Here is a 21,183-nt window from a genome sequence, read left to right as displayed (position 1 = left end):
TGTATTCGCTCCAGGTGGTCGCCGCGATGGTGCGCAGCTCGCCACGGGCCAGTGCCGGTTTAAGCAGATTGGCCGCATCTGCACCACCGGCCTGGTTACCGGTGCCCAGATCGTACAGATGGATAGGCAGGTCCTGAACAGCACCACCGGCCTGCGGGCCACGAATCTGCACGCACCAACCGTTGTTGATAAAGCTGCGTACCATATTGGCGGCAAACGCAAATGAGGCGTTGGTCCACAGGTATTTGTTGTGATCCGGGCCTTTCACCTCTTCCACATAGTTGAAGCTGCGTACCGGCGTGGTATCCGGACCATACGGCAGGCGGCCCAGTACACGCGGCATCACCAGACCGATATAGCGCGAATCATCCGTTTCGCGGAAAGATTTCCACTTGATGTACTCCGCACGATCAAAGTAGTTGCCGATATCCCTGATAGCCGCCACGTCCTCCATTGACTCTTTGAGGAAGAATTTTGGGCCAGCAGAGCCGATAAACGGCATGTGCGCCGCTGCAGAAACTTTCGAAATATTGCGCAACAGGGCAACATCCTGCGCAGAAGCATCAAATTCATAGGCGGAAATCAGCGCGGCAATCGGTTCGCCACCCGGCGTGTCATATTCATCAATGTAGGTGTGTTTATACAGGCCGCTCTGGATAATTTCCGGGCTGTCTTCGAAGTCCTGACGCAGATCTTCTTTAGCCATATCCAGCAGTTCGACTTTCACGTTCTGACGGAAGTCGGTTTTGTCGACAAGGGATTTCACGCCGCGCCACAGGCTTTCTACCGCCTGAAAGTCCTCATGGTGCATAACGGCATCAAGCTGGCGACTAATCTGGTGGTCCAGCTCCGCGATATGATGATCAATCAGGTTTCTGTCGAGTTTCTCCACTTTTGAGCCCGATTTTGTCAGGCATTCCAGAAACACCTGCATCCCGGCCGTCAGACGCTCATCGGCTGTCGCATCCGACATCGCCTGTGCATCCTGCCAGATGTCCAGTGCACTCAACTCGGACACCGGGTTCAGATTGATTTTTTCAAACAGTGACGCATAAACCCCGGCAGCAGGACGCTCCAGCACCACACTCTCGCCACCTGCGGCATTTTCATTTTTTACAGACATCAGCATCTTCCTTATTAATCCGTTATTAATCCGTTAAAGCACCGTGAGCCTATGGCTGTTTCGGGGCCAGCGCAGACAACTCAGACCGGAGTTCGGCGCTTAATGCCGGATCGAGCAGGATTTTTTCCAGCTCTTTTCGGAATGCCTGGTTGTCCAGCAGGTTGGCCTTTAAATCACGAAGTAAATTGCGCATGGAAAGCATGGCTTTGAGCTGAGGTATTTGTCGGGAGACCTGCTCCGGCGAGAAATCCTTCATGCTCTGAAAGGTCAGACGGATATTTTCTTCGCTACCGTCACCAGCAAGCGTGTTTTTAACGGTAAGACTGACTTTCGGGGAATATTCGGAAAGCACAGCGTCGAAATTATTTTTGTTCAGATTAACTTTTTTTCGCTCAGATAGCGGTGCTGTCTCCTGCCCATGGCTGAAATCGCCCGCAACCAGCAATTTCAGAGGGAGCTCGGTTTTCTTGCTCGCGCCGCCGGTATGCAGATCAAGTTTCAGATTAATACGTGCTTTGGGTATTTCGGACTGAAAGGAAGAATTAGACATAGCTGTCCCTGTTCTATGAAGTTATAGAAGCGGTCACTGCCAGCGAGAAATTAAAAGAAAAGCAAACCCTTTATTAGCACTATCCCGGTTCCCGTCATCTGACAGGAATCAAAACCCCGGGATGTAAAGCGGGCGCATTCCATTCACCAGCACGTCGACACGGTATTTTTCAGGTACTTTTCAGAAATAAAAAAACGTCCAGCAAGCACCTGGAGACGGAGTTTATGAACGTTTCATGCATGACAGGAAATAAAAATATGTAACTAAAGGTTACAGAGATATGCTTTAACAATATTTTATCATCTTTATGATTTATATGATTTTTATTTAAAAACCCCTTCAGAGCTTATGGAATAAGGATGTTCAGTAAGTGATCAATGTATTTCAGAGCATGACATGTGCAAAATCCCACCAGTCACATGAGAACGTTAATTTTTCATTGTTAAAAAAATAACTTTCAGGAAGCGAGTGTGAAAAGGGGGAATAGGACGAGACCGTCATGTCAGCATAATTTCTTTTATTGACGTAAATCAATTCTGGTTATTTTCGCTTAAAAAAAACTGAAATCAATGTATGTCACCTGTCTGTATAAACGTATTTCAGACATCGGAGAGAGGAAGGATTATCGTTATCTGCGTGCTTGTCACCTGTCACCGCATCTGACCGCGAGTTATGCGATGCCATCACTTACGTCAGCCAGAATAAATCCGGCCGGTGCACTCGCCTGCAGCGATCGCAGACGATAAAGTCAGCTAGTGTCACGATGTTGTTTGCGTTGGGAACGAGAGGTTTACAATTAAACGGAAGGGAACGGTGCAGGGCATATTTACGCGATCAAAACGCGTCGATATAACATCATTGTCAGGCGCCCTCCAGGGCCGGGGCCTGCCAGATAATGTCGAAGGGCAGTACCGCAGTTGCCCTTCTCTGTTTACCCGTCATACCCGTAAACACGGGTAGCGACGCAGAACCTTATCGTTCAGTCGTTCTGTAAACCTATCGCCGTGTGTGGCTAAAGAGATCCGGGCGATTGAGGTTAATATAATCGACGCCCGCCGCCGCAATTTCCTGATGAATCGCTATATCGTCATCACCGTAATAAACCATAATCTCAAGCCCGGTCTTACGGCTTGCTTCAAGAATACCGGGATGACGCATCTGCTCTACGTTTACCTCAATGATCGATGCATGATGCACGGTGGCAACGAGAGAGGGAGACATCGCGATATTGAGGGTCATCATTTTGCGAAAGTCCGGCGCAACGGCCTGAAGGCCAGCGCGCATCGTTTCGGAAAACGAAAAGAAAAACGTATCACGGACCATACCGAGATCGCGTACCAGTGCAGCCACTTTTACCGGATCGCAGTATTTCAGCTCAATATAAACGCCCGCGCGGCCGCGCAGATGTTCGAGATAGGCATCAAGTCGCGGCACCCTGGCGTCTTTAAAACGCTCATCGAACCAGCTTCCCGCATCCAGTGCATCAATATCGCGCGACAGAGCATGCCCAACAGGGCCCGTCCCGTTCGTGGTGCGATCCAGCGTCTCGTCATGGATAACGTAGAGCACACCATCGGCGCTCTCCCGTACATCCAGTTCAATGTAATCAGCCCCCTGTTCAAGCGCCAGATCGGCGGCAAAGAAGGTGTTCTCTGGCGCAAAATGGTTGGCGCCACGGTGTGATACGATTCGGGTCATGGAAATCTTGTCCTGTAATCTAGCCAGCGTGAACCTGTCTGCTGGGGTGGCCGGTTACGGCGAGGTTGGCATGAAGATCGACGATGCGTTTACCGACAGCATTGAAGATCAGAGTCAGTTCGGGTTGGCACGCTACTCCTACCCGGGAACCAGGCGCATGACGCACCGCTTCACCATATTCCAGCGCGCGAAGCGTGCCGGCCGGCGTGTCAATCGTGTAGAAAACTTCACGCCCCATCGGCTCAACGGTCATGATCTCCCCACACAAGGGAGCCTCGTCAGCGGCAATAAGGTTGATATCTTCCGGACGCAGACCAAAACAAACGGGGCCGTCGTATTCGTGGTTCAGTTCGAGTGTCGTTTGCCCCAGGTGCAGAAACCCGCCGACGGCCTGTCCTTCCACAAGATTCATCGGCGGCGAGCCGATAAACCCTGCAACAAAGCGATCGGCCGGACGTCTGTACAGGTCATCAGGTGTCCCAATCTGCACTATCTCGCCATGATTCATACAGATGATCCGATCGGCCATGGTAATGGCTTCCAGCTGGTCATGGGTGACGATCAAGGTGGTGAAGCCGAGACGTTTCTGGAGATTCTTGAGTTCCGTCCGCATGGTGATACGGAGCGTCGCATCGAGGTTAGAAAGCGGTTCGTCAAGTAACAGAATATTCGGTTCCTTGACCAGTGCCCGCGCCAGCGCCACGCGCTGTTGCTGCCCCCCTGAAAGCTGCGACGGGCGTCGATCAAGCAGTGCGCTTATTTGCACCAGATTAGCCGCCTCCTCCACGCGCCTGGCAATGTGCTCCTTACCTGTTTTTTTAAAACGTAACGGAAAAGCGATGTTTTCGCGTACCGTCAGGTTCGGGTAAAGCGCATAAGACTGGAAGACGATACCGACGTTGCGATCGCGGGCATCGATGCGATTAACGTTGTGCCCGTCAAACGCGATCTCACCGCTGGTCGGCGCATAGAGCCCTGCCAGCAGAAACAGCGTTGTCGATTTACCGCATCCTGAGGGGCCGAGAATGGCGACGAATTCGCCGTTCTCAATGGTAAGATTCATCGGTTTCAGGACCTGAGTCTCGCCCCAGTTTTTGCTGACATTGTTAAGAGTGATCGAGGCCATGACAATTATCCCTTGATACCGCCAAAACTCATTTGAGTGATGTATTTCTGCGTAAAGGTGTAGAGAACGAGCACAGGGAGTAAATAAATGATGCCCACAGCGGCGATCATGCCGTAATCCGCACCCGTATTATCCTGTGCGACAAAGAACAGGTAGAGGCTCATCGTCATCTGGCTTTTGTCGATAAGTAACGTCTGAACAAAAACGTACTCCTCCCAACCACGTAAAAAGGTGAAGGTGGCAATCGCAATCAGTCCGCTACGCACCTGGGGCAATACCACCATACGAAAAGCCTGAAAACGGGTCGCACCGTCGGTCACCGCGCTCATTTCAATATCCCAGGGCACTGCGTCGAAAAAGCCCTTCAGGACGAAGATCGCATAAGGCAGCTCCAGCGCACTCATCACCATCACCACACCGAAAAGATGGTTGAGCAGGCCCATATAGTGAAGCTGGATAAAGATGGCAATGGTGAGCGCCAGCGCGGGGAAAGCATGTAACAGCAGCAAGCCGCGCAGAAAATTTTGCCGCCCGGCAAAGGCAAAGCGCGATAACGCGTAGGCGGCTGGGGTAGCGACGATCGTGACAATCAGCGTTTGTGAAACGCCAAAGATCAGCGAGCTTCCAAGTGCCGTCCAGGCCGATGGCATCAGGTCCACGCGCGTGGTGCCCGTATTCGCGATGTCGCGCATCCAGAGAAAACGGTAGTTGTGCAACGTCATGTGTGGCATCAGAAAAATCATCACAAGCAGCAGCACAACGATCCCCAGCGCAGCCCAGGACAATACCGGTCTGCGTAAACGCTCTGCCAGGAAAGCAAGCGCGATCGCTCCGATATACGCGACGCCCGCAATTGCGCTGGTGCGCCACAGAACAAGCCGGCTGACGGACGCATCAGACGTGGTCAGCGATTTGGCCAGAAGCCAGAGGTAAGGCAGCAGAATCGGCACTGACATCACCGTCAGGAAGAGAATGAGCGTAGAAAGGAAGCCGACACGGTTGATTGTGCCTCTGCGTTCAAGACGCGCCCATTTCGATTTGGCCACTGCCGGGTTTGGGACGAGTGACATCACAATACCTCGATTTTCGGCGCGGCAAACGTCGCGCGCATATTACTGACCCGCCATTGCATTAAGGTCACGCCTACGCCGATCACCATCAGGCCAAGCGCCAGCGCCGCGCCATAGGCGTAAGCCCCATTTTCAAAGGCGCGACGGTAGATATAGAGCGCATAAGGCGTCGAATCGTAGACGGGACCGCCACCGGTGATGAGCAGAATGTACTCGTATGTCGTCAGCAAGGAGAGCCCCTGATAGATGGTGATAAACCGAATGGGCTGAGACAGTGCGGGGGCCACTACATAGCGCAGCACGCCCCATTCGCTCGCCCCATCCACTCGCGCCGCATTGGCAAGATGTGCAGGGATGGAACGAATGGATGAAGTCAGAATGACCATGGCAAACGATGCCCCGACCAGGCCATTTGCCACAATGATGAGAAACAAGGGGAAATCATTACGCAGATTCATGAGCGGCAGACCGAAGGATCCGGTTACCTGATTGAGCAAACCAGACGGCGTGGGATCGGCAACCCATATCCACAGAATACTGTAGAGGACGGCCGGTGACATGCGTGGCAAAAGCCAGAGACCGCGAAAAAGATTACCCAGCCTGTCGGGAATGGCCGTCGTTGTTATCGCCAACAGGACACCCAGCCCGACGTTAAAAATAAACAGCGTCGCCGTAACATAAATCAGCGTCGTCAGCAGCACCGCAGGCATGCGCGCATCGCGTAAGACAATCCGCTCGACGTTTTGCAGCGTGAAGTGACCGACCCGCAGATCAGCGCCCATATCGGTAAAGGCGATGACGGTATTGACGATAATGGGCGCCAGGAAAAAGACGGCCAACAGCGCGATAGCAGGCGCGAGATAGAACACAGGTCGGGCCGGCCGGTGCGCCCGAGGCTGAAACTGAGACATGACCACATCTCCCTGGAGAGTAAGCGACGCTTTACAGGCTAAGCACTATTTTTTGGCGACAGAAGACCGGATTTCTATATCGTCGCCAAACTGCAGTTCGAGCTCTTCGGCGATAAAATCAACGGCCTGTTTTGCCGTCATTTTTCCTGTTTCAACCGCCTGGAGACCGCTGAACAGCACCTTGTTATAGCTGCCAAACTGGATATGATTGGGCACGAACTTCGCATGTACCATCATGGGCGAAGCGGCTGACAGCACCCAGTTATCGCGGTATTTCGGCATCGCCGTTTGCGCGTTGCTGATGGCCGTGTGATAGGACGTCACAGCATGTTCGTTGTTGAAATAAGGCAACGTCGCCAGTGCCACCAGTTCGGCAGCAATGTCAGCATTTTTGCTTTTGGCGTTCACCGTATAGAGAAGCGGATGCGACAGGTTTGAGGGCTGACCGCCCTTTTTGGCCGCAGGCGCCGGGATCCAGCCTATCTTATGAAAATACCCTTCTTTGTCTGTCGGCCAGACCGCGCCATTTTTGTCGCCCAGTTGCCAGGCAACCGCCCAGATGCCTTGGTGAAAGATAAAGGCTTTCTCCTGCTTGAACGCGTTCTGAATGGCATCCCAGCTCATCGCCGTGTTATCGACCGGCGTCACTCCCTGCTTCGCATTGCGCTCATACCAGCCAAGCGCATCCGCCATTTCTGCTTTAGGGAAGATGAGCTTGCCGGTCTTGTCATCCATAAATTTCACGCCGTAAGACTGAAAAACCATCAGATAATCAATACCGACATTCGGCCGGTGCAACATGCCGTACTGAGCCGCTTTACCGTCCACGACCTCTTTGGCAAGGGCTGTCAGATCGTCCAGTGTAAAATCACCGGACTCCACCCTGGCCGGTATGGCGTTGATAAAGGCTTCATCCTTGCCAATTTTTCTCAACATATCTTTGTTGTAAAAAAACATTCTTATTTCAGCATCCTGCGGTATGCCATAGATCTTTCCATCGTTTGCCTTTGCCGACGCCCACAGGACGGGCAGGATGTCGCCATAGACCCACGGTGCCGCCGCGATCTTATCGTTCATTTGCAAGGCATAGCCGTCCTTCGCAAACTGACCAATCCATTCATGGGGCAGCACATAGATATCCGGCCCTTGTCCGACAGACATCGCCTTCAGCATATCCATGGCGAAGTCGTCCCAGCCTTTGACAGCACTGCTATTGGCCTGAATCACAATATGTTTGTCGACGCCCGCAGCCTTAAATTGCTTGTTCATGATGTCGGCTGCATCTTCAATGTTGGTAATGCGGTTCGGTGCGCTACGCTCGGCGAGCGTGGCGAGTTTGATCGTTATCTCTTCTGCGTGAGTCATGCCAACACACAACGCGGACATCACGAGGGTGGCGAGGACTGTGAGTTTTTTTGACATGGTGTTTATTCCCGTTGTGCCTATTATTTAAGTAAGTTAATTTATTTAAATGACAGGTTCATGACCATGTGAAAACGACAGGGAGAAGGTGCGTTGACTTCATCAAAACATTGGGAAGGAATCGGTACGACGCAGTCGGCCGTACTACGTTATCTGCGTCGCAACGACGCCGCATCACGTGCTGAGATCGCCGATTGTTGCGGGGTGACAGCGGCGGCCGTCAGCATGATGACCCGCGATCTCATCAAGCGAGGTATCATCATCGAAGGAGCCCGGCGTTCATCTGGCCGGGGCGCGCCCCACATTGATCTGATGCTTAATTCCTCCATCGGCTATGCCGTTGGGATTCATGCCAGCCGCTTCTCTGTTACGCTGATGCTGCTTGATTTCAAAGGGAAACGGGTCGACGAAATTGAACTGACCGGCCACTATGATACCTTTGCCCGCGCCCGCTCAGAGATACAGAAGGGCCACAAAACGTTGCTTGAGAGAAACCACATACCGGATCATTTACTGATTGGCGCAGGCATTGCCATGCCGACGCGCTTCCAGCGCGGTCAGGCTCCGCTCCATCTGGCTCCCGAAGTGCTTTCCTGGGATGAACCCGGGCTGTTCGAAGCCATTCAGCAGGCGCTGGGCTGTCCGGTGTTAATCGAAAATGATGCCAATGCTGCCGCCATGGGCGAAATGACGCTGGGTAATGCGGCTAATCATGACGATTTTATCTATCTCTATCTGTCAGAGGGCGTCGGCAGTGGCCTTATCCTGGGCAAACAACGTTATCGCGGTCATCTGGGCAATGCGGGCGAAATTGGGCTGCTGCTGCCACTCGACAGGCCCCGCCCCTCTTTTACTGACCTTGCGGCGTGGTGTAAGCATCGCCTTGGCCAGATACCTGAAGGCCGCGCTGAGGCTGTCTGGCACCATTTTCTTAGCGAAAACACAGCGGTTCTCGACGAATGGATCGCACGTACAGGCCCGGAGATCGCCCGGCTGGGCTTTATGCTGAATGCGGTCCTCGCGCCAGCGGCGATCTATCTGGGTGGGACACTTCCGCAGATGGTGCGTGAACGGCTTGCGGCCTGGCTCGACTTTTCCACTGTGGATACGTTAAACGGCACACCTGTCGTGCAGCCTGAAATCTGTCTGCCGGACGTCGCGGCCACGGATACGGTCGCATTCGGAGCCGCCGCCATGGTCCTGCATAATGTTGCTCAGCAGGATAACGGGCATCGCGACGGGGTTAACTGACCGCTCAGCGGCGGTGACGGAATGAAGGAAACCGACGCGGCAAACATCGGCGACGGTTCTCTGAGTTGGCCTGCGGATAAACAGGTCTCTGTGAAATGAGAGCCAGTCCGCAGCGAGCGTCGGTTTATTTGCGACCGCAGCGTGGGACAGGTTTGGCTTAATTTGCCCGCACTATAATCCCCATTTGGAGCCAGCCGGTGAAAGCGTGATCGGGATGGGCTTGCCGCATACCGCCACGCGTGGTGCAGAAGGCGTGTTCCACTGAAAAAGACAGATATGCCAGCCGCCGGAAATAAGACGCGAACGGTCAATAATCCCATCCGCGCCTGTTGCTCTGGCTTTATCTGCGTTATGCCATGAATCCGGGATTCGCCCCTGCTGCAGCGCCGTTCGCCAACTGCCATCAGCGGCTTCTGGCAGGATTCCCAGTTGCTCACATTTTGCCCTATCGCGCTGATCTACCAGCCAGGCCCCTGACAGGCGTAGTGGAATCAGGACGCGTGAAAGGCCATCCTCACGCATATAGCCCGATACCGCCATGATGGACCATTCCGGCACCGGACTCATATACAAGGCCGGTTGCCCGTGGCGATGATAACGCCCCGCGCTTTGCGGGCCGGGTGCGGCAAGCACCGCCTGCGCCTTTGCGGTTAACACAGCGCGATAAAAAAGGCCGCCCACGGGCAATAGTGCGTGATGCATGTTTGTCTTTTCTCCCGCAACAACCCCATCCCTGCGATTGCTGAACGCGCCAGTTAATCGCTTAGTGCGTAGCCACGAACCAGCCCGAGCTGTCGGCGCATGTCTGCCTTGCCTGCGCACAAGCCGGTGATACACAGGCGCGGGGCCAGCCGATTATCAGATTCGTTCCATCTGCCCGGACGACACGGTGTGATGCCGTTTAGGATGCGACTTTGGATGCGCCGGATTACATTGCTCATGTGTGCCGGGCAGATAAAATCTGCCGTCCTGAGAGGGCGCAGTACCGCCGGGACAACCATTCATGCCGCGCTGACCATTGTGGCCAGGCAACCCAGCACCGCCAGGTTGATTGTCCATACTTCCGCCGTTACCGCCCGTACCGCCGTTACCGCCTGTGCCTCCCATACCACCCGCTCCGCCATTTCCACCTTCCCCACCGTTGCCCCCTGGCGCGGCATAGCAGACTGATGCGGTTAACAACAAAATAAGCAAAGCAGCGCCTCTGCGCATGGTGTGACCTCCGTGATTCGCGATTATTTTTCGACAGTAATGACATCCGGCGTTTGCGCCACAATCTTCAACGGCGTGCCTTTTATAGCCTGTCCGAGCGCTTCACGAAGCGTCATGGTGCCCTCTACAGGATTCACCTGAACAGCCCCAGTGCGCGACAAATCCGTCTGGATAAAACACCCGGTCCCGTGCGCCAACTGTTGCGCCGTTTCGTCAAAGCGCGACAAATGAAGATTGTAGGTCGCTTCCGCATCACATTTACCCGCAGGGATATGACCAGAAGATGACTGGCTGCACGACGTACACGTCAGCGCCAGCAGCAAGCAGGCTGAGTTGAAGGATGTGAAATGCATAACGCCTCCGGGCACAGGAAAACTTGTGTCTTTGTCCCATAGTCAACTGTTTCTGTCAGCGTGCAGAGTATGTCTGAGTGTGATCGCAGGCGAGAAGGTGGGAAATGTTCGGTTCGCTATCGTGCCGCTTCGCACTGGCGGTAATGACCTCTCTTAGCAGAGAAAGCGAGAGCAGCGATGCACAGAGAAAGTCACGTTTTACGGTGTCGTGCTCACCGGGCGCGACGGAACGCGTCTTCGCCGTCCCTGGCGCTACCATGATTTTACGGTGATGTGTCCTGTGTAAACAAAACGGAACCGTAGCGGGCATGGCGCCCTTTCCTGTCTGGGCGTCATGCCCGTTTTTGCTGCGCATTGACAAGATGCTGGGGTTGATTGATCGCTTTGCGCGCAATCCAGTAGAGCAGAACCCGCTCGTCGTCACTGTCGCGGTCCGCCATTGACAATAATTTCAGTGCCAGGGTAGATTTCGTGACAGGCTGCTGTTCTGCGCTCAGTTCGATCACTGCCTGACCGATAATGCAGCAAACTTCATCCTCACTGGTGATGGATTCATATGTCCGGTCTTTCATATTTCCTCCTGTTGAATGGACTTTAAGCCTGGCAAAAAAATGCTAAGCCTGCCGGGAAAACAGGTTGGCCGTAACATTCCCTTACTGCTGTTTACCTGCCTTCATTACCTTGACTCACCTCGTTACATTTATCCCACGCGGCCATTCATTCCGCCCTGACAGCATTTCATTCCGCGTTGCATTCCGTTCATGCGCTTTCCGCCCTCGCGCGTAGGGGTTTTGGTTATTCTGACGCCAGTATTCAGTTTCCCCCTGGGAGTAACATAATGAACGCGACTCAACAGACTGCCCACCAGCGTACACGCTGGCTCACACTTATCGGTACGGTGATAACCCAGTTAGCGCTGGGGTCCGTTTATACCTGGAGCTTATTCAATGGTCAGCTCGCGCAAAAACTGGATGCGCCCGTAAGCCAGATCGCATTTTCATTTGGTTTACTGAGCCTGGGGCTGGCCATCTCTTCTTCACTGGCTGGCAAGCTGCAGGAGCGTTTTGGCGTCCGTAAGGTCACTATCGGCGCAGGTATATTGATGGCGCTGGGATTAGGGCTGACCGCCCATGCAGATAATCTGATGATGCTGTACCTGAGCGCGGGCGTGTTGTTAGGTCTGGCCGATGGCGCAGGGTATCTGATGACGCTATCCAACTGTGTGAAATGGTTTCCTGAACGTAAAGGCATGATATCGGCCTGCGCCATTGGCGCTTACGGTCTGGGTAGTCTGGGATTTAAATTCATTTGCGGGGCACTGTTGGCACGATTTGGGCTTGAACAGACCTTTGTGCTCTGGGGCCTGCTGGCAATGGCGATGATTATTGCTGGCGGACTGATGATGCGCGATGCGCCTCTGCAATCTGCGTCAGCTACTCAGGCAGAAGCGACGCGTCAGTATACGTTGGCCGAATCGGTGCGTCTGCCACAGTACTGGATGCTGGCGTTGATGTTTCTGACTGCCTGTATGAGCGGGCTGTATGTGATTGGCGTTGCAAAAGACATCGGGGAAGGTTTGGTTCACCTCAGCACCCAGACCGCCGCTAACGCCGTCACGGTCATCGCGGTAGCAAACCTGAGTGGTCGGTTAGTACTGGGCGTGCTGTCCGATAAAATGGTGCGTATTCGCGTGATATCACTGGCCCAACTGGTTTCACTGATCGGTATGAGCCTGATGCTGTTTACACAGATGAATCAAACCACGTTTTTCCTGTCCCTGGCCTGCATTGCGTTTAGCTTCGGCGGCACCATTACCGTCTTCCCTTCGCTGGTCAGTGACTTTTTCGGCTTAAATAATCTGACCAAAAATTATGGCCTGATTTATCTCGGCTTTGGCATTGGCAGCGTAATGGGTTCGCTGGTGGCTTCACTGTTTGGCGGCTTTACGGTCACTTTCAGCCTCATTATGAGCCTGCTGGTTATATCACTGGTGCTGTCACTGGCAATCCGCCTGCCGCAGAGCCAGCCAGCCCATGAACCGCTGTTGCAGCGTCAGTAACGTTACAGGGCCAGATAAGCCTGGCCCTCACCATCAGCCGCGAAAACGCGGCTCTTCCATACCGGCCACGTCGACATCCACCGCAAAAATATCGCCCGACTGCGGATAGCGGGCGAGATCTTCTTCGCTGAGGTTTTCGCGTGAGCTGGTGATGAACAGCGTCTTGAGATCGCTGCCGCCAAACGTCACCATGGTGGGCCATTTCACCGGCAGTGTAATCTCATCGACGATTTCACCGTCGTGCGGATCAATACGCACGACGCGTCCGCCGTCAAACAGGGCTGACCAGTAATAGCCCTCACTGTCGACAGCCGCCCCATCGGGCAAGCCACCACGGGCATCAAACCGCCGGAAGATTTCACGCTGCCCCGGCTCGCCCTGAGCATCAAGCGGATAGCGATAGAGCACTTCATTCGGCGTATCGCTGTGATACATCCACTGACGGTCAGGAGAAAAGGCAACGCCATTGGAAATTTTGATGTCGCGTGCCTTCACCTCAAGCGTCAAATCAGGCGTTACGCGACAAAGCAAGCCGCCGTTTTTATCCTGTGGCTCCCATAAACTGCCGCACCAGAAATTACCCCAGGGATCCACACGGCCATCATTGAAGCGGCTTTTCCCGGCGATACCGGGATTATCCGCCACTTTTTTTTGCGGTTTCCCCTGCTCGTCCAGCAGCCAGACGCCGCTACGCAGTGCGGCAATGATACCGCCCTGTTCCCGCAGACCGATGCATCCGACTTCTTCTGCCTGGGGAAATGTGGAGAGCTCACCACTCGCCGGATCGAAACGATGGATGGCCGGTGCCAGAATATCCACACACCACAGCACCTGTTCCTGCACAGCCCAGAGCGGACATTCTGCCAGCTCTGCCTGAAGCGGCAGAACGTTTTTTACCCTATGCGTCATGTTTGTCTCCCTTTAATTGTCCTGATATTACTGTAGCGCTAATTTCCATCTTCACACATGCACGTCAGCCTTGTTTTTAAGACAGGTCTCACGCATATTAATACCTATTCGGTCTATTCCGATTGGAATATGCGATCACCCTCTTTTTCGCGTTCTTTTTTGAAATATCGCGACATATTTATCGAAATAACTCTACACAGGCTGCATTTTTGCTGCACTTTTTCGGCGTATTATCCTGAGTATTGAAAAAGAGGAGGTGCCGTATGCCAGACATCGTTACCGCCGCGCTGTTCCCTCAGTCGGTAGCCTTTATTTCTTCTGGACAGGAGGCGTTATCCGCAGACGTTCCAGCGCAGCAGAAAGGAGGCATAAAACAAAATGATATTCACTGAAGGGCAAAGATTTCACACAGCATAATATAAAAAGAAGGTGGGATATAATCCCACCTCATTTATTCATTAACTTTTCACTGCGTAATTACACTGATACCAGGTTTTCTTTAAACCTGGTATTGTGCTGTCCTGAACAGGGAGTGACTCTACTTTATCAAAACCTTTATTGCTGCAGTAATTCGCGATATCAATTTCCATTGCATCACGATTCACTTTCAGCGGGTCGAAACGATATTGTACGGTATTTGAACTGGGATCTTCATCAACACGTTCAAACGCCCCGGGTTTACTGGCGGTACAACCGCTCAGAAAAATAAGTGCAAATGCACCCATGATTGCCATTTTCATTTTATTTCCTCACATTTTGACGCAGTGTAAGGCGCTGCAAAATGCGCATCTATAGGATTAGTACGCGAACAACTGCGTATTTACGAAGTTTTACCAATTGATTCAATACGGTTAAACAACTGGCAGGTTATGCCAATAAACTGCGACACTGATTCCAGTGAAAAGCCTCACGAACAACACCAGGAATTACTCTAAAAAAAGCCTCTCTCAGCATTTAGCCCGCCACTGGCGGGCTTTTTTCTTTTTAACCTTCGCCTGAAAGCGCAATCATTCTACGAAGCAGATTGGCGGCTTGCTTGTCCGGGAGTGCGAGGATGGCACTATAAAGATCGACAGACATGGCACACATGGAAGACCGATCAACGGCGGCATCGGCAGGCATATTCAGCTGTTGCAGCTTATTGCCCCACTTCAGGTAGAGATGGTCGACGATGGTTTTGAGATCGTGCTGCGCCTGCTTGCGGTCCAGCGGTTGTTCGTCCCCCAGACTGTTAAGCAGCAAATACTCGGTGGCATCGGCATCTTTTTGGTTCAGGCTGGCGGGCAGAGTTTCAACCAGATTGATACCGCCCTTCACCTGCGGATAAAGGAACTGAAAACAGAGGCCCGGGTCAATTTTATTGAGCGTCTGCATTTCTTCCACCGAGACGCCAATATATTTCAATACGGCCGCGTCAGTACCCCGCATAAGGCGCTGATTGATCACATCCGTCAATAACCCGCGCAGTTCGCCCGTTGCCTGCAACATGGGTTCGCCTTCACGCAGTTTGCGCGCCAGATCGCGCGTCAGTATTTGCCACAGCGCGGGTTCCTGAGTGCGTAGCACCCGATACACCGTAGCCTGTGCCATATAATCTGCCGCGCGCTCGTAGCGTTTCTCCTGCTGCTGCTGAGGCTGGATCCAGCTGAACCATAAAACATTCGACAACAACAGCGGCAGGATAAAAAGAACCACGCCCTGCCACGCTTTAAGCCGGGTGGTTCTGACTAACATAACGATGATAATCGCCAGCAGCACAAAGGCGGCCAGCGTAAGAAAAAGCAGGAGAGTCATACTACGTTGTTAATCCTTACGCACATCGATCAGTACCGGGCAATGCGCGCGTTCAACCACAGCGGCACTCACAGATCCTTTTAATAACCGGTTAAAGGGCGATAAATGACGTCGCCCCATAATAATCATGCTGGCATTGAGCTGCTGGGACTGGGCCACGATTGTCTCCGCCGCTTCGCCGGCCAGAATCATACCTCGCGCCTTAATGCCGGCCTGGAGCAAGGGGGCCAGGGCATGACGCACCACCATTTCAGCGGTATTTTGCTCATCCTGCGCGGCCACAAAATCTGCCGGATCTTCACCGGCATCAATATCAATGGGCTGGCTACAGGATGAATAGGCGGGATCGATACAACACAGCACAATCACTTGTGCATCATGCGCCTGTGCTTCTTCGATCGTTAACGACACCACTTTCTTCGCGACCGGTGAATTATCGATAGCCATTAATACTGTTTTCATTGAGCACTCATCCTTCAACAGCGGCAATTTTGCCAATTTCACGAATCAGAGCCTGTTTGCACTGCAACATTTCTTCACGATAGCGTGATTCATGCTTCTTAAACCGCGCCGTGGGCACCAGTAAGGAGACCGCAAAGCGGCCAAACAGCGTATCGAGCGCAAAGGCCATGGTTGAAACGCCTTCAAGGGTTTCACCACGGTCGTAGGAAATGCTGGTTTCACGCACTTCCCGAAGCATCTCTAACAGTGCTGCCTGCGTCTTAACCGTCTTGTCCGTCAGTTCGCGCCAGGCATCCCCCACCAGCGTCCGGACGTCTTCATCGCTTTCCAGCGCCAGCAAGGCGCGGCCACCCGAGGTGCTGTAGAGCGGCAGCTCCAGTCCGATACGGGGAACCACCCGCAGCTCGCGCGACGCCACAACATAATGAATGACGGCAAGCTGCGCACCACTGGCGCGGGACAGGGAGACCGTTTCATTGGTATCCGCCGACAGTTTTTCCAGCAGCGGCTTGACCAAATCGACCACATCCGTGTTCACGCTGGCGAGCAGCTTCAGTAAAGCTGGCCCGAGACGCAATCCGCCCGCCCCACTGCTTCGAACCAGTTCGGCGCTGTCCAGCGCGGCCACAATGCGCTGTACGGTAGAACGCGGCAGATCAACCGCATGCGCGATTTCGCCCAGACTCATGCCACCGGGATGCTCGCCCAGAGCATTAAGAATTTTAGCCGCGCGCGCAATAACCTGAATACCGCCCGTTTTTTCATCTTCGCGGCTGGATGATTGTTGAGTCATAGCGTCGTCCTTTTTGAGCTGGCTTACTGTAACCCGAAAAGCGCACGTTTTACAGCGTGTACCACATTGCAATACAGCATATTGCCATGTAATATCCCCTCGCTGTATCGCATCGCAATACATCGAACCAAAAAAACAATGAGACACCTGCTATGACGACCCAGCCTGGCACTGCGCCGCCGCTGCATCCCTTTACCTTACGTCTCGCCCTGGGCCTGCTTGGCGTCTGGATCGCGGCGCTGACCTCCGGGCTCAACGATCGCGTCAGTGATATTGCGCTGGCCGATATTCGTGCTGCTCTCGGTATGGGCTACGACGACGGAAGCTGGATTGTTTCGGCTTATCAGGCTGCCGAAGTGGCCGCCATGATGATTGCGCCGTGGTTCGCGGTGACGTTTTCCCTGCGCCGCTTTACGTTATTTGTTTCGGTCGGCTTTATGCTGTCCGGAATACTGTTACCGCTGATGACCGATCCTGTGCTCTTTATGGCATTACGCGTGATCCAGGGGCTCTTTGGCGGCGCGCTGCCGCCGATGCTGATGACCGTCGCCCTGCGTTTTCTGCCACCGCCGTTCAAGCTCTATGGATTAGGCGCCTATGCCCTTACTGCCACCTTCGGGCCGAATATGGCCGCGTCGCTGGCCGCCTTCTGGACCGATCAGGTCAGCTGGATGTTTGTCTTCTGGCAGGTTGTGCCCGGTATGCTGATGGCCCTCGTATTAACCGGCTGGGGATTGCCCCAGGATCCGTTGCGCACAGAACGTTTTCAGCAGATCGATCTGTTCGGGATGCTCACAGGCTGTAGCGGGATGGCGTTAATCATTCTGGTACTCAGCCAGGGCGAACGGCTTGACTGGCTGGATTCTCCGCTGATTGCCGCTATGCTGCTGGCCGCCGTACCGTTACTCATCGTCTTTTTAATCAATGAGTGGTTCCATCCCCTGCCGCTGTTTAAGTTGCAGATGCTGCGGCGACCTAACCTGCTGCACGGCCTGCTGGTACTGGCCGGCGTCCTGATCGTGTCGCTGTCCGGCTCTGCCCTGCCTTCCAGCTATTTTGCCCAGGTCGATGGCTTTCGCATCGCCCAGTTCGCGCCGCTGGCGTTGACCATTGGGTTGCCCCAGCTCATTGTGGCGCCGTTGCTTGCCGCCCTGCTGAATATCCGCTGGATTGACTGTCGCTGGATGCTGGCAGTGGGCTTGTGCTTCCTTATTGCCTCCTGCCTGCTCGGTATGCAGATCACAACGGACTGGGCGCGGGATAACTTCTGGCTGATTCAGGCGTTGCAGGCCGTAGGCCAGCCGATGGTGATTCTGCCCGTGCTGATGAGCGCGACCAGCGTGGTAGCACCGCCTGAAGGACCTTTTGCCTCGGCGATGTTCAACACGGTACGCGGGTTTTCCAGCATTGCGGCCTCTACCCTGGTGTCATGGTTTGTCAGCCATCGTGAACAGTTTCACTCCAGTATCCTCGTCAACCAGGCGGGCAGCAGGCCGTGGCTGATGACCGCCCCCAACAGCAGTCAGGCCAGCAGTCAGTTTCCGCTGTTGCCCGATGGCAGCGTGAGTTCCGTCGAGAATCTGCGCGGCTTTGCTACCCAGATAAAGCACCAGGCGCTGGTGCTCGGCCTGAGTGATACCTGGCTGCTGCTGATCGGTTTTGCGCTGCTGCTGCTGGTCGTCACCGCCTGGCTGCCCAAACGCGTCTGGCCGCCCCAAACCTTGATTCAACCTGCAACCTCCACGTCGAGATAACTGTATATGCGTGCTTTAGTAATGAGAAAAACCGTGCTGCTTTCCCTGCTGCTGCTGGTTTTGCTGGCGATGGCGCTGATTGTCTGGTCCGTGATGACCCGTAACGATCACCGTACCAATGATGCCTGGGTCAATGCCGATTACACCCTTGTTGCGCCCAAAGTGTCGGGGTACATCGCCAGCGTCAGGGTGAAAGATAACCAGCAGGTTGCCGCCGGTGAACTCCTGGCGACGCTGGACGATCGCGATTACAAAGTGGCACTGGAAAGCGCGGAGGCCGCATTGCAGGTCAGTGAAGCCAAACTGTTGAGCAGCAAAGCACAGCTGGAGCAGCAGCAGTCGGTCATTGATGAACAGAAGGCCAGCGTTTCCGCCAGTCAGGCTTCGGCGCAGTATGCCGGACAGAGTGCCGAACGCTATAACCGTCTCTATCAGCGCGGCACCGTTGCCGCTGACGAGCAGCAAAAAGCCAGCTCGGCGCAGCGCTCTGCCAGCGCCGCGGTGCGTCAGAGTGAAGCCGCGCTCGCTTCTGCGATTAAGCAGGTTGGCGTGCTGCAGGCAGCCGTCCGATCCGCCGAAGCGGATGTTGCTGCCGCCCGAGCCAGCGTCGACCAGGCACGTCTTAATCTGTCTTACACCCGCATTGTGGCCCCGGTGGCCGGCATGGTGGGACAGCGCGCAGTGCGCCTGGGCGCCTATGTTTCCGCCGGTACCCGTTTGCTGGCGGTGGTGCCGTTACAACAAACCTATATCACCGCGAATTATCTGGAAACGCAGTTGCAGGATGTGCTTCCGGGTCAACCCGTCCGCATCAGGGTAGATGCTTTGCCTGACCAGATTTTTACCGGTCACGTCGACAGTCTTGCCCCCGCGACAGGCGCGACATTTGCGGCGATTGCTCCCGATAATGCGACCGGCAACTACACGAAAGTGGTTCAGCGATTACCGGTTAAAATTGTCCTGGACCAGAACCAGAAAAACCTGGCGCAACTCCGCGTGGGCATGTCGGCAGTGCCGGACATTGACGTTCGATAAAAATGTGAACAAACTCTCAGAACCAAACTATTTATTTTCGGTCTGAATACGCGTAGATTAGCCCCGATCCTGTTCTGAGTTATTCAGTTCGTACGGGAGATCGTTGACCGTAAATCTGAACGGCGACCTTATCCTTTCTGTCCGCGTTGCGCTGGATGGGATCGCCAATATCGTAACCGCTCAGAGGAGTTCGCTTGTGAAATATGCGCTGATGGGAATTTCTTTCTTTGTACTACTTTGGGTCGGCACCTTTGTGCTGATGCTCTAGTCTCTGCAGGCATTCCACAGGGGCGACAGGTGGTCGCCCCAATGGGATGTTAAATCTGTTCTTCCATACTTTTCACGCTGCCCGGCAAAATGCCGTCGGCGCGAAACATCGCCTTAATGCCTCTTACCGCCTGTCGGATACGATCGCTGTTTTCAATCAGTGCAAAACGGACGTGCGTATCGCCATAATCACCGAAGCCCACGCCGGGTGAAACGCATACTTTCGCTTCCTGCAGCATGTGCTTGGCAAATTCCAGCGAGCCCAGATGCGCATAATGATCCGGAATCTTTGCCCAGACGTACATCGACGCTTTGGGAATATCCACCATCCAGCCCGCTTCATGCAGCCCTTTCACCAGCACGTCGCGGCGACGTTTATACTGTTCGGCAATATCGCGCACGCACTGCTGATCCCCTTCCAGGGCCGCAATCGCCGCGACCTGTAAGGGCGTAAAGGTGCCGTAATCGTGGTAGCTCTTGATTCGGGCTAAAGCGGCGACCAGCTCTTTGTTGCCCACCATAAAACCTATGCGCCAGCCGGCCATGTTATAGCTTTTTGACAGGGTGAAAAATTCGACGGCCACATCCCGTGCGCCAGGCACCTGCATAATGGACGGCGCTTTCCAGCCATCATAGACGATATCGGCATAGGCCAGATCGTGAATGACCAGCACGTTGTACTGTTTGGCCAGCGCGATGACGCGCTCAAAAAAGTCCAGCTCTACGCACTGAGAAGTGGGATTCGACGGGAAACCCAGCACCATCATTTTAGGTTTAGGATAGCTCTCGCGAATAGCACGCTCCAGCTCATTGAAGAAATCAATGCCCTCCACCAGCGGGACGGAGCGCACCTGAGCGCCTGCGATAACGGCCCCATAGATATGAATGGGATAGCTGGGATTCGGCACCAGCACCGTGTCGCCATGGTCAAGCGTGGCCAGCATCAGGTGAGCCAGACCTTCTTTGGAACCAATGGTGACTATCGCTTCCGATTCGGGATCAATATCTACCTGATAACGCTCCTGATACCAGCGTGAAATAGCACGCCGCAGGCGAGGAATACCGCGCGATGTGGAATAGCCGTGCGTATCTTCACGTTGAGCCACCTGGCACAGTTTTTCGACAATGTGCGGCGGCGTCGCGCCATCGGGATTACCCATTGAAAGGTCGATGATATCTTCGCCGCGCCGACGCGCAGCCATCTTCAGTTCAGCGGTAATGTTAAAGACGTAAGGGGGCAGGCGTTCAATACGCGAGAAACGACGAGTGGTGCTGTTATCAGCCATGGTATCCTCTGGAAACGTTAGCGCCCGGACCGTCCGAGCGACGCTGGTCACTGCGGTGACCTCAACAAGAACATAACGCGCTAATAACAACTTTGTCGAGAGGAGCAG

At 54.0% G+C, this 21,183-nt stretch carries 21 protein-coding genes and 1 pseudogene; 5 read left to right on the top strand and 17 right to left on the bottom strand.

From position 1 onward, the window contains the following. Positions 1-91 precede the first annotated feature (91 nt). The 7 genes and pseudogenes from tssC to RAC60_RS18250 form a co-directional block, all read right to left on the bottom strand. Positions 92-1,129, bottom strand: a pseudogene (gene tssC / locus RAC60_RS18280) (type VI secretion system contractile sheath large subunit); the annotation flags it as partial. 43 nt (positions 1,130-1,172) lie between these two features. Beyond that, positions 1,173-1,673, bottom strand: coding sequence for a type VI secretion system contractile sheath small subunit (tssB, locus tag RAC60_RS18275; RefSeq protein ID WP_054633396.1), 501 nt, complete (start codon positions 1,671-1,673; stop codon positions 1,173-1,175). A gap of 996 nt (positions 1,674-2,669) precedes the next feature. Next, positions 2,670-3,371: a glycerophosphodiester phosphodiesterase gene (ugpQ, locus tag RAC60_RS18270; RefSeq protein WP_006120339.1), complete on the bottom strand. Its 702-nt coding sequence runs from the start codon at positions 3,369-3,371 to the stop codon at positions 2,670-2,672. A gap of 19 nt (positions 3,372-3,390) precedes the next feature. Next, positions 3,391-4,497, bottom strand: coding sequence for an ABC transporter ATP-binding protein (locus tag RAC60_RS18265; RefSeq protein WP_006120340.1), 1,107 nt, complete (start codon positions 4,495-4,497; stop codon positions 3,391-3,393). Between the two features lie 5 nt (positions 4,498-4,502). Continuing rightward, the gene (locus tag RAC60_RS18260) at positions 4,503-5,567 is read right to left on the bottom strand and encodes a carbohydrate ABC transporter permease (protein WP_172912887.1); all 1,065 of its coding nucleotides are present in this window, start codon (positions 5,565-5,567) and stop codon (positions 4,503-4,505) included. Further along, the gene (locus RAC60_RS18255) at positions 5,567-6,478 is read right to left on the bottom strand and encodes a carbohydrate ABC transporter permease (RefSeq protein WP_033740753.1); all 912 of its coding nucleotides are present in this window, start codon (positions 6,476-6,478) and stop codon (positions 5,567-5,569) included. Before RAC60_RS18255 ends, RAC60_RS18260 begins: the two co-directional genes overlap by 1 nt. A 45-nt stretch (positions 6,479-6,523) precedes the next feature. Continuing rightward, positions 6,524-7,900 carry an ABC transporter substrate-binding protein gene (locus RAC60_RS18250; protein WP_375094113.1) on the bottom strand — a complete coding sequence of 459 codons (1,377 nt, stop codon included), beginning with the start codon at positions 7,898-7,900 and terminating at the stop codon, positions 6,524-6,526. 93 nt (positions 7,901-7,993) lie between these two features. On the opposite strand from RAC60_RS18250, the gene RAC60_RS18245 reads away from it, so the two are divergent. Next, positions 7,994-9,151, top strand: coding sequence for an ROK family transcriptional regulator (locus RAC60_RS18245; protein ID WP_172912886.1), 1,158 nt, complete (start codon positions 7,994-7,996; stop codon positions 9,149-9,151). A 171-nt stretch (positions 9,152-9,322) separates the two neighbouring features. Here RAC60_RS18245 and RAC60_RS18240 read toward each other — a convergent pair whose 3' ends face one another. From RAC60_RS18240 to RAC60_RS18225, 4 genes are all read right to left on the bottom strand, one after another. Next, positions 9,323-9,853 carry an RES family NAD+ phosphorylase gene (locus RAC60_RS18240; RefSeq protein WP_375094112.1) on the bottom strand — a complete coding sequence of 177 codons (531 nt, stop codon included), beginning with the start codon at positions 9,851-9,853 and terminating at the stop codon, positions 9,323-9,325. Positions 9,854-10,152: 299 nt separating this feature from the next. Then, positions 10,153-10,290, bottom strand: coding sequence for a hypothetical protein (locus tag RAC60_RS18235; RefSeq protein ID WP_185199127.1), 138 nt, complete (start codon positions 10,288-10,290; stop codon positions 10,153-10,155). A 96-nt stretch (positions 10,291-10,386) separates the two neighbouring features. Continuing rightward, positions 10,387-10,716 (bottom strand): STN domain-containing protein, encoded by a 330-nt coding sequence (locus RAC60_RS18230; RefSeq protein ID WP_033740761.1) that lies wholly within the window; start codon positions 10,714-10,716, stop codon positions 10,387-10,389. 332 nt (positions 10,717-11,048) lie between these two features. After that, on the bottom strand, positions 11,049-11,288 hold the full coding sequence (locus RAC60_RS18225; protein ID WP_006120349.1) for a hypothetical protein: 240 nt from the start codon (positions 11,286-11,288) through the stop codon (positions 11,049-11,051). A 266-nt stretch (positions 11,289-11,554) separates the two neighbouring features. Between RAC60_RS18225 and RAC60_RS18220 the strand changes: the two genes are divergently transcribed. Further along, complete coding sequence (locus tag RAC60_RS18220) at positions 11,555-12,775, top strand: MFS transporter (RefSeq protein ID WP_263757728.1); 1,221 nt, start codon at positions 11,555-11,557, stop codon at positions 12,773-12,775. 33 nt (positions 12,776-12,808) lie between these two features. Here RAC60_RS18220 and RAC60_RS18215 read toward each other — a convergent pair whose 3' ends face one another. From RAC60_RS18215 to RAC60_RS18195, 5 genes are all read right to left on the bottom strand, one after another. Continuing rightward, positions 12,809-13,684 carry an SMP-30/gluconolactonase/LRE family protein gene (locus RAC60_RS18215; RefSeq protein WP_110268161.1) on the bottom strand — a complete coding sequence of 292 codons (876 nt, stop codon included), beginning with the start codon at positions 13,682-13,684 and terminating at the stop codon, positions 12,809-12,811. A gap of 458 nt (positions 13,685-14,142) precedes the next feature. Further along, positions 14,143-14,424 carry a hypothetical protein gene (locus RAC60_RS18210; protein WP_006120355.1) on the bottom strand — a complete coding sequence of 94 codons (282 nt, stop codon included), beginning with the start codon at positions 14,422-14,424 and terminating at the stop codon, positions 14,143-14,145. A gap of 244 nt (positions 14,425-14,668) precedes the next feature. After that, complete coding sequence (locus RAC60_RS18205; RefSeq protein ID WP_033740770.1) at positions 14,669-15,478, bottom strand: hypothetical protein; 810 nt, start codon at positions 15,476-15,478, stop codon at positions 14,669-14,671. Positions 15,479-15,487: 9 nt separating this feature from the next. Continuing rightward, positions 15,488-15,940 carry a universal stress protein gene (locus RAC60_RS18200; protein WP_006120358.1) on the bottom strand — a complete coding sequence of 151 codons (453 nt, stop codon included), beginning with the start codon at positions 15,938-15,940 and terminating at the stop codon, positions 15,488-15,490. Between the two features lie 7 nt (positions 15,941-15,947). Then, the gene (locus RAC60_RS18195; RefSeq protein ID WP_033740772.1) at positions 15,948-16,733 is read right to left on the bottom strand and encodes an IclR family transcriptional regulator; all 786 of its coding nucleotides are present in this window, start codon (positions 16,731-16,733) and stop codon (positions 15,948-15,950) included. A 152-nt stretch (positions 16,734-16,885) separates the two neighbouring features. On the opposite strand from RAC60_RS18195, the gene RAC60_RS18190 reads away from it, so the two are divergent. The 3 genes from RAC60_RS18190 (at position 16,886) to ypdK (ending at position 19,790) form a co-directional block, all read left to right on the top strand. Beyond that, positions 16,886-18,487, top strand: a complete 1,602-nt coding sequence (locus tag RAC60_RS18190; RefSeq protein WP_205950615.1) for an MFS transporter — start codon at positions 16,886-16,888, stop codon at positions 18,485-18,487. Positions 18,488-18,493: 6 nt separating this feature from the next. Then, positions 18,494-19,522 (top strand): HlyD family secretion protein, encoded by a 1,029-nt coding sequence (locus tag RAC60_RS18185; RefSeq protein WP_375094111.1) that lies wholly within the window; start codon positions 18,494-18,496, stop codon positions 19,520-19,522. A gap of 196 nt (positions 19,523-19,718) precedes the next feature. Next, entirely contained in the window at positions 19,719-19,790 is a 72-nt protein-coding gene (ypdK, locus tag RAC60_RS18180; RefSeq protein WP_006120362.1) for a membrane protein YpdK, read from the top strand. Positions 19,791-19,839: 49 nt separating this feature from the next. Here ypdK and alaC read toward each other — a convergent pair whose 3' ends face one another. Further along, positions 19,840-21,075 (bottom strand): alanine transaminase, encoded by a 1,236-nt coding sequence (gene alaC, locus RAC60_RS18175; RefSeq protein WP_006120363.1) that lies wholly within the window; start codon positions 21,073-21,075, stop codon positions 19,840-19,842. Positions 21,076-21,183: the final 108 nt, after the last annotated feature.

The sequence above is a fragment of the Pantoea sp. BR_17 genome, assembly GCF_041955125.1.
Lineage (GTDB): Bacteria > Pseudomonadota > Gammaproteobacteria > Enterobacterales > Enterobacteriaceae > Pantoea > Pantoea stewartii.
The sequence above is the reverse complement of the archived record's forward strand: the minus strand, read 5'-3'. Positions and strand labels throughout refer to the sequence as shown.

Excerpts from the sequence above, each read along its gene's own strand:
- tssB (WP_054633396.1), bottom strand. The coding sequence starts at position 1,673 with ATGTCTAATTCTTCCTTTCAGTCCGAAATACCCAAAGCACGTATTAAT.
- ugpQ (WP_006120339.1), bottom strand. The coding sequence starts at position 3,371 with ATGACCCGAATCGTATCACACCGTGGCGCCAACCATTTTGCGCCAGAG.
- RAC60_RS18265 (WP_006120340.1), bottom strand. The coding sequence starts at position 4,497 with ATGGCCTCGATCACTCTTAACAATGTCAGCAAAAACTGGGGCGAGACT.
- RAC60_RS18260 (WP_172912887.1), bottom strand. The coding sequence starts at position 5,567 with ATGTCACTCGTCCCAAACCCGGCAGTGGCCAAATCGAAATGGGCGCGT.
- RAC60_RS18255 (WP_033740753.1), bottom strand. The coding sequence starts at position 6,478 with ATGTCTCAGTTTCAGCCTCGGGCGCACCGGCCGGCCCGACCTGTGTTC.
- RAC60_RS18250 (WP_375094113.1), bottom strand. The coding sequence starts at position 7,900 with ATGTCAAAAAAACTCACAGTCCTCGCCACCCTCGTGATGTCCGCGTTG.
- RAC60_RS18240 (WP_375094112.1), bottom strand. The coding sequence starts at position 9,853 with ATGCATCACGCACTATTGCCCGTGGGCGGCCTTTTTTATCGCGCTGTG.
- RAC60_RS18230 (WP_033740761.1), bottom strand. The coding sequence starts at position 10,716 with ATGCATTTCACATCCTTCAACTCAGCCTGCTTGCTGCTGGCGCTGACG.
- RAC60_RS18225 (WP_006120349.1), bottom strand. The coding sequence starts at position 11,288 with ATGAAAGACCGGACATATGAATCCATCACCAGTGAGGATGAAGTTTGC.
- RAC60_RS18220 (WP_263757728.1), top strand. The coding sequence starts at position 11,555 with ATGAACGCGACTCAACAGACTGCCCACCAGCGTACACGCTGGCTCACA.
- RAC60_RS18215 (WP_110268161.1), bottom strand. The coding sequence starts at position 13,684 with ATGACGCATAGGGTAAAAAACGTTCTGCCGCTTCAGGCAGAGCTGGCA.
- RAC60_RS18210 (WP_006120355.1), bottom strand. The coding sequence starts at position 14,424 with ATGAAAATGGCAATCATGGGTGCATTTGCACTTATTTTTCTGAGCGGT.
- RAC60_RS18205 (WP_033740770.1), bottom strand. The coding sequence starts at position 15,478 with ATGACTCTCCTGCTTTTTCTTACGCTGGCCGCCTTTGTGCTGCTGGCG.
- RAC60_RS18200 (WP_006120358.1), bottom strand. The coding sequence starts at position 15,940 with ATGAAAACAGTATTAATGGCTATCGATAATTCACCGGTCGCGAAGAAA.
- RAC60_RS18195 (WP_033740772.1), bottom strand. The coding sequence starts at position 16,733 with ATGACTCAACAATCATCCAGCCGCGAAGATGAAAAAACGGGCGGTATT.
- RAC60_RS18190 (WP_205950615.1), top strand. The coding sequence starts at position 16,886 with ATGACGACCCAGCCTGGCACTGCGCCGCCGCTGCATCCCTTTACCTTA.
- RAC60_RS18185 (WP_375094111.1), top strand. The coding sequence starts at position 18,494 with ATGCGTGCTTTAGTAATGAGAAAAACCGTGCTGCTTTCCCTGCTGCTG.
- alaC (WP_006120363.1), bottom strand. The coding sequence starts at position 21,075 with ATGGCTGATAACAGCACCACTCGTCGTTTCTCGCGTATTGAACGCCTG.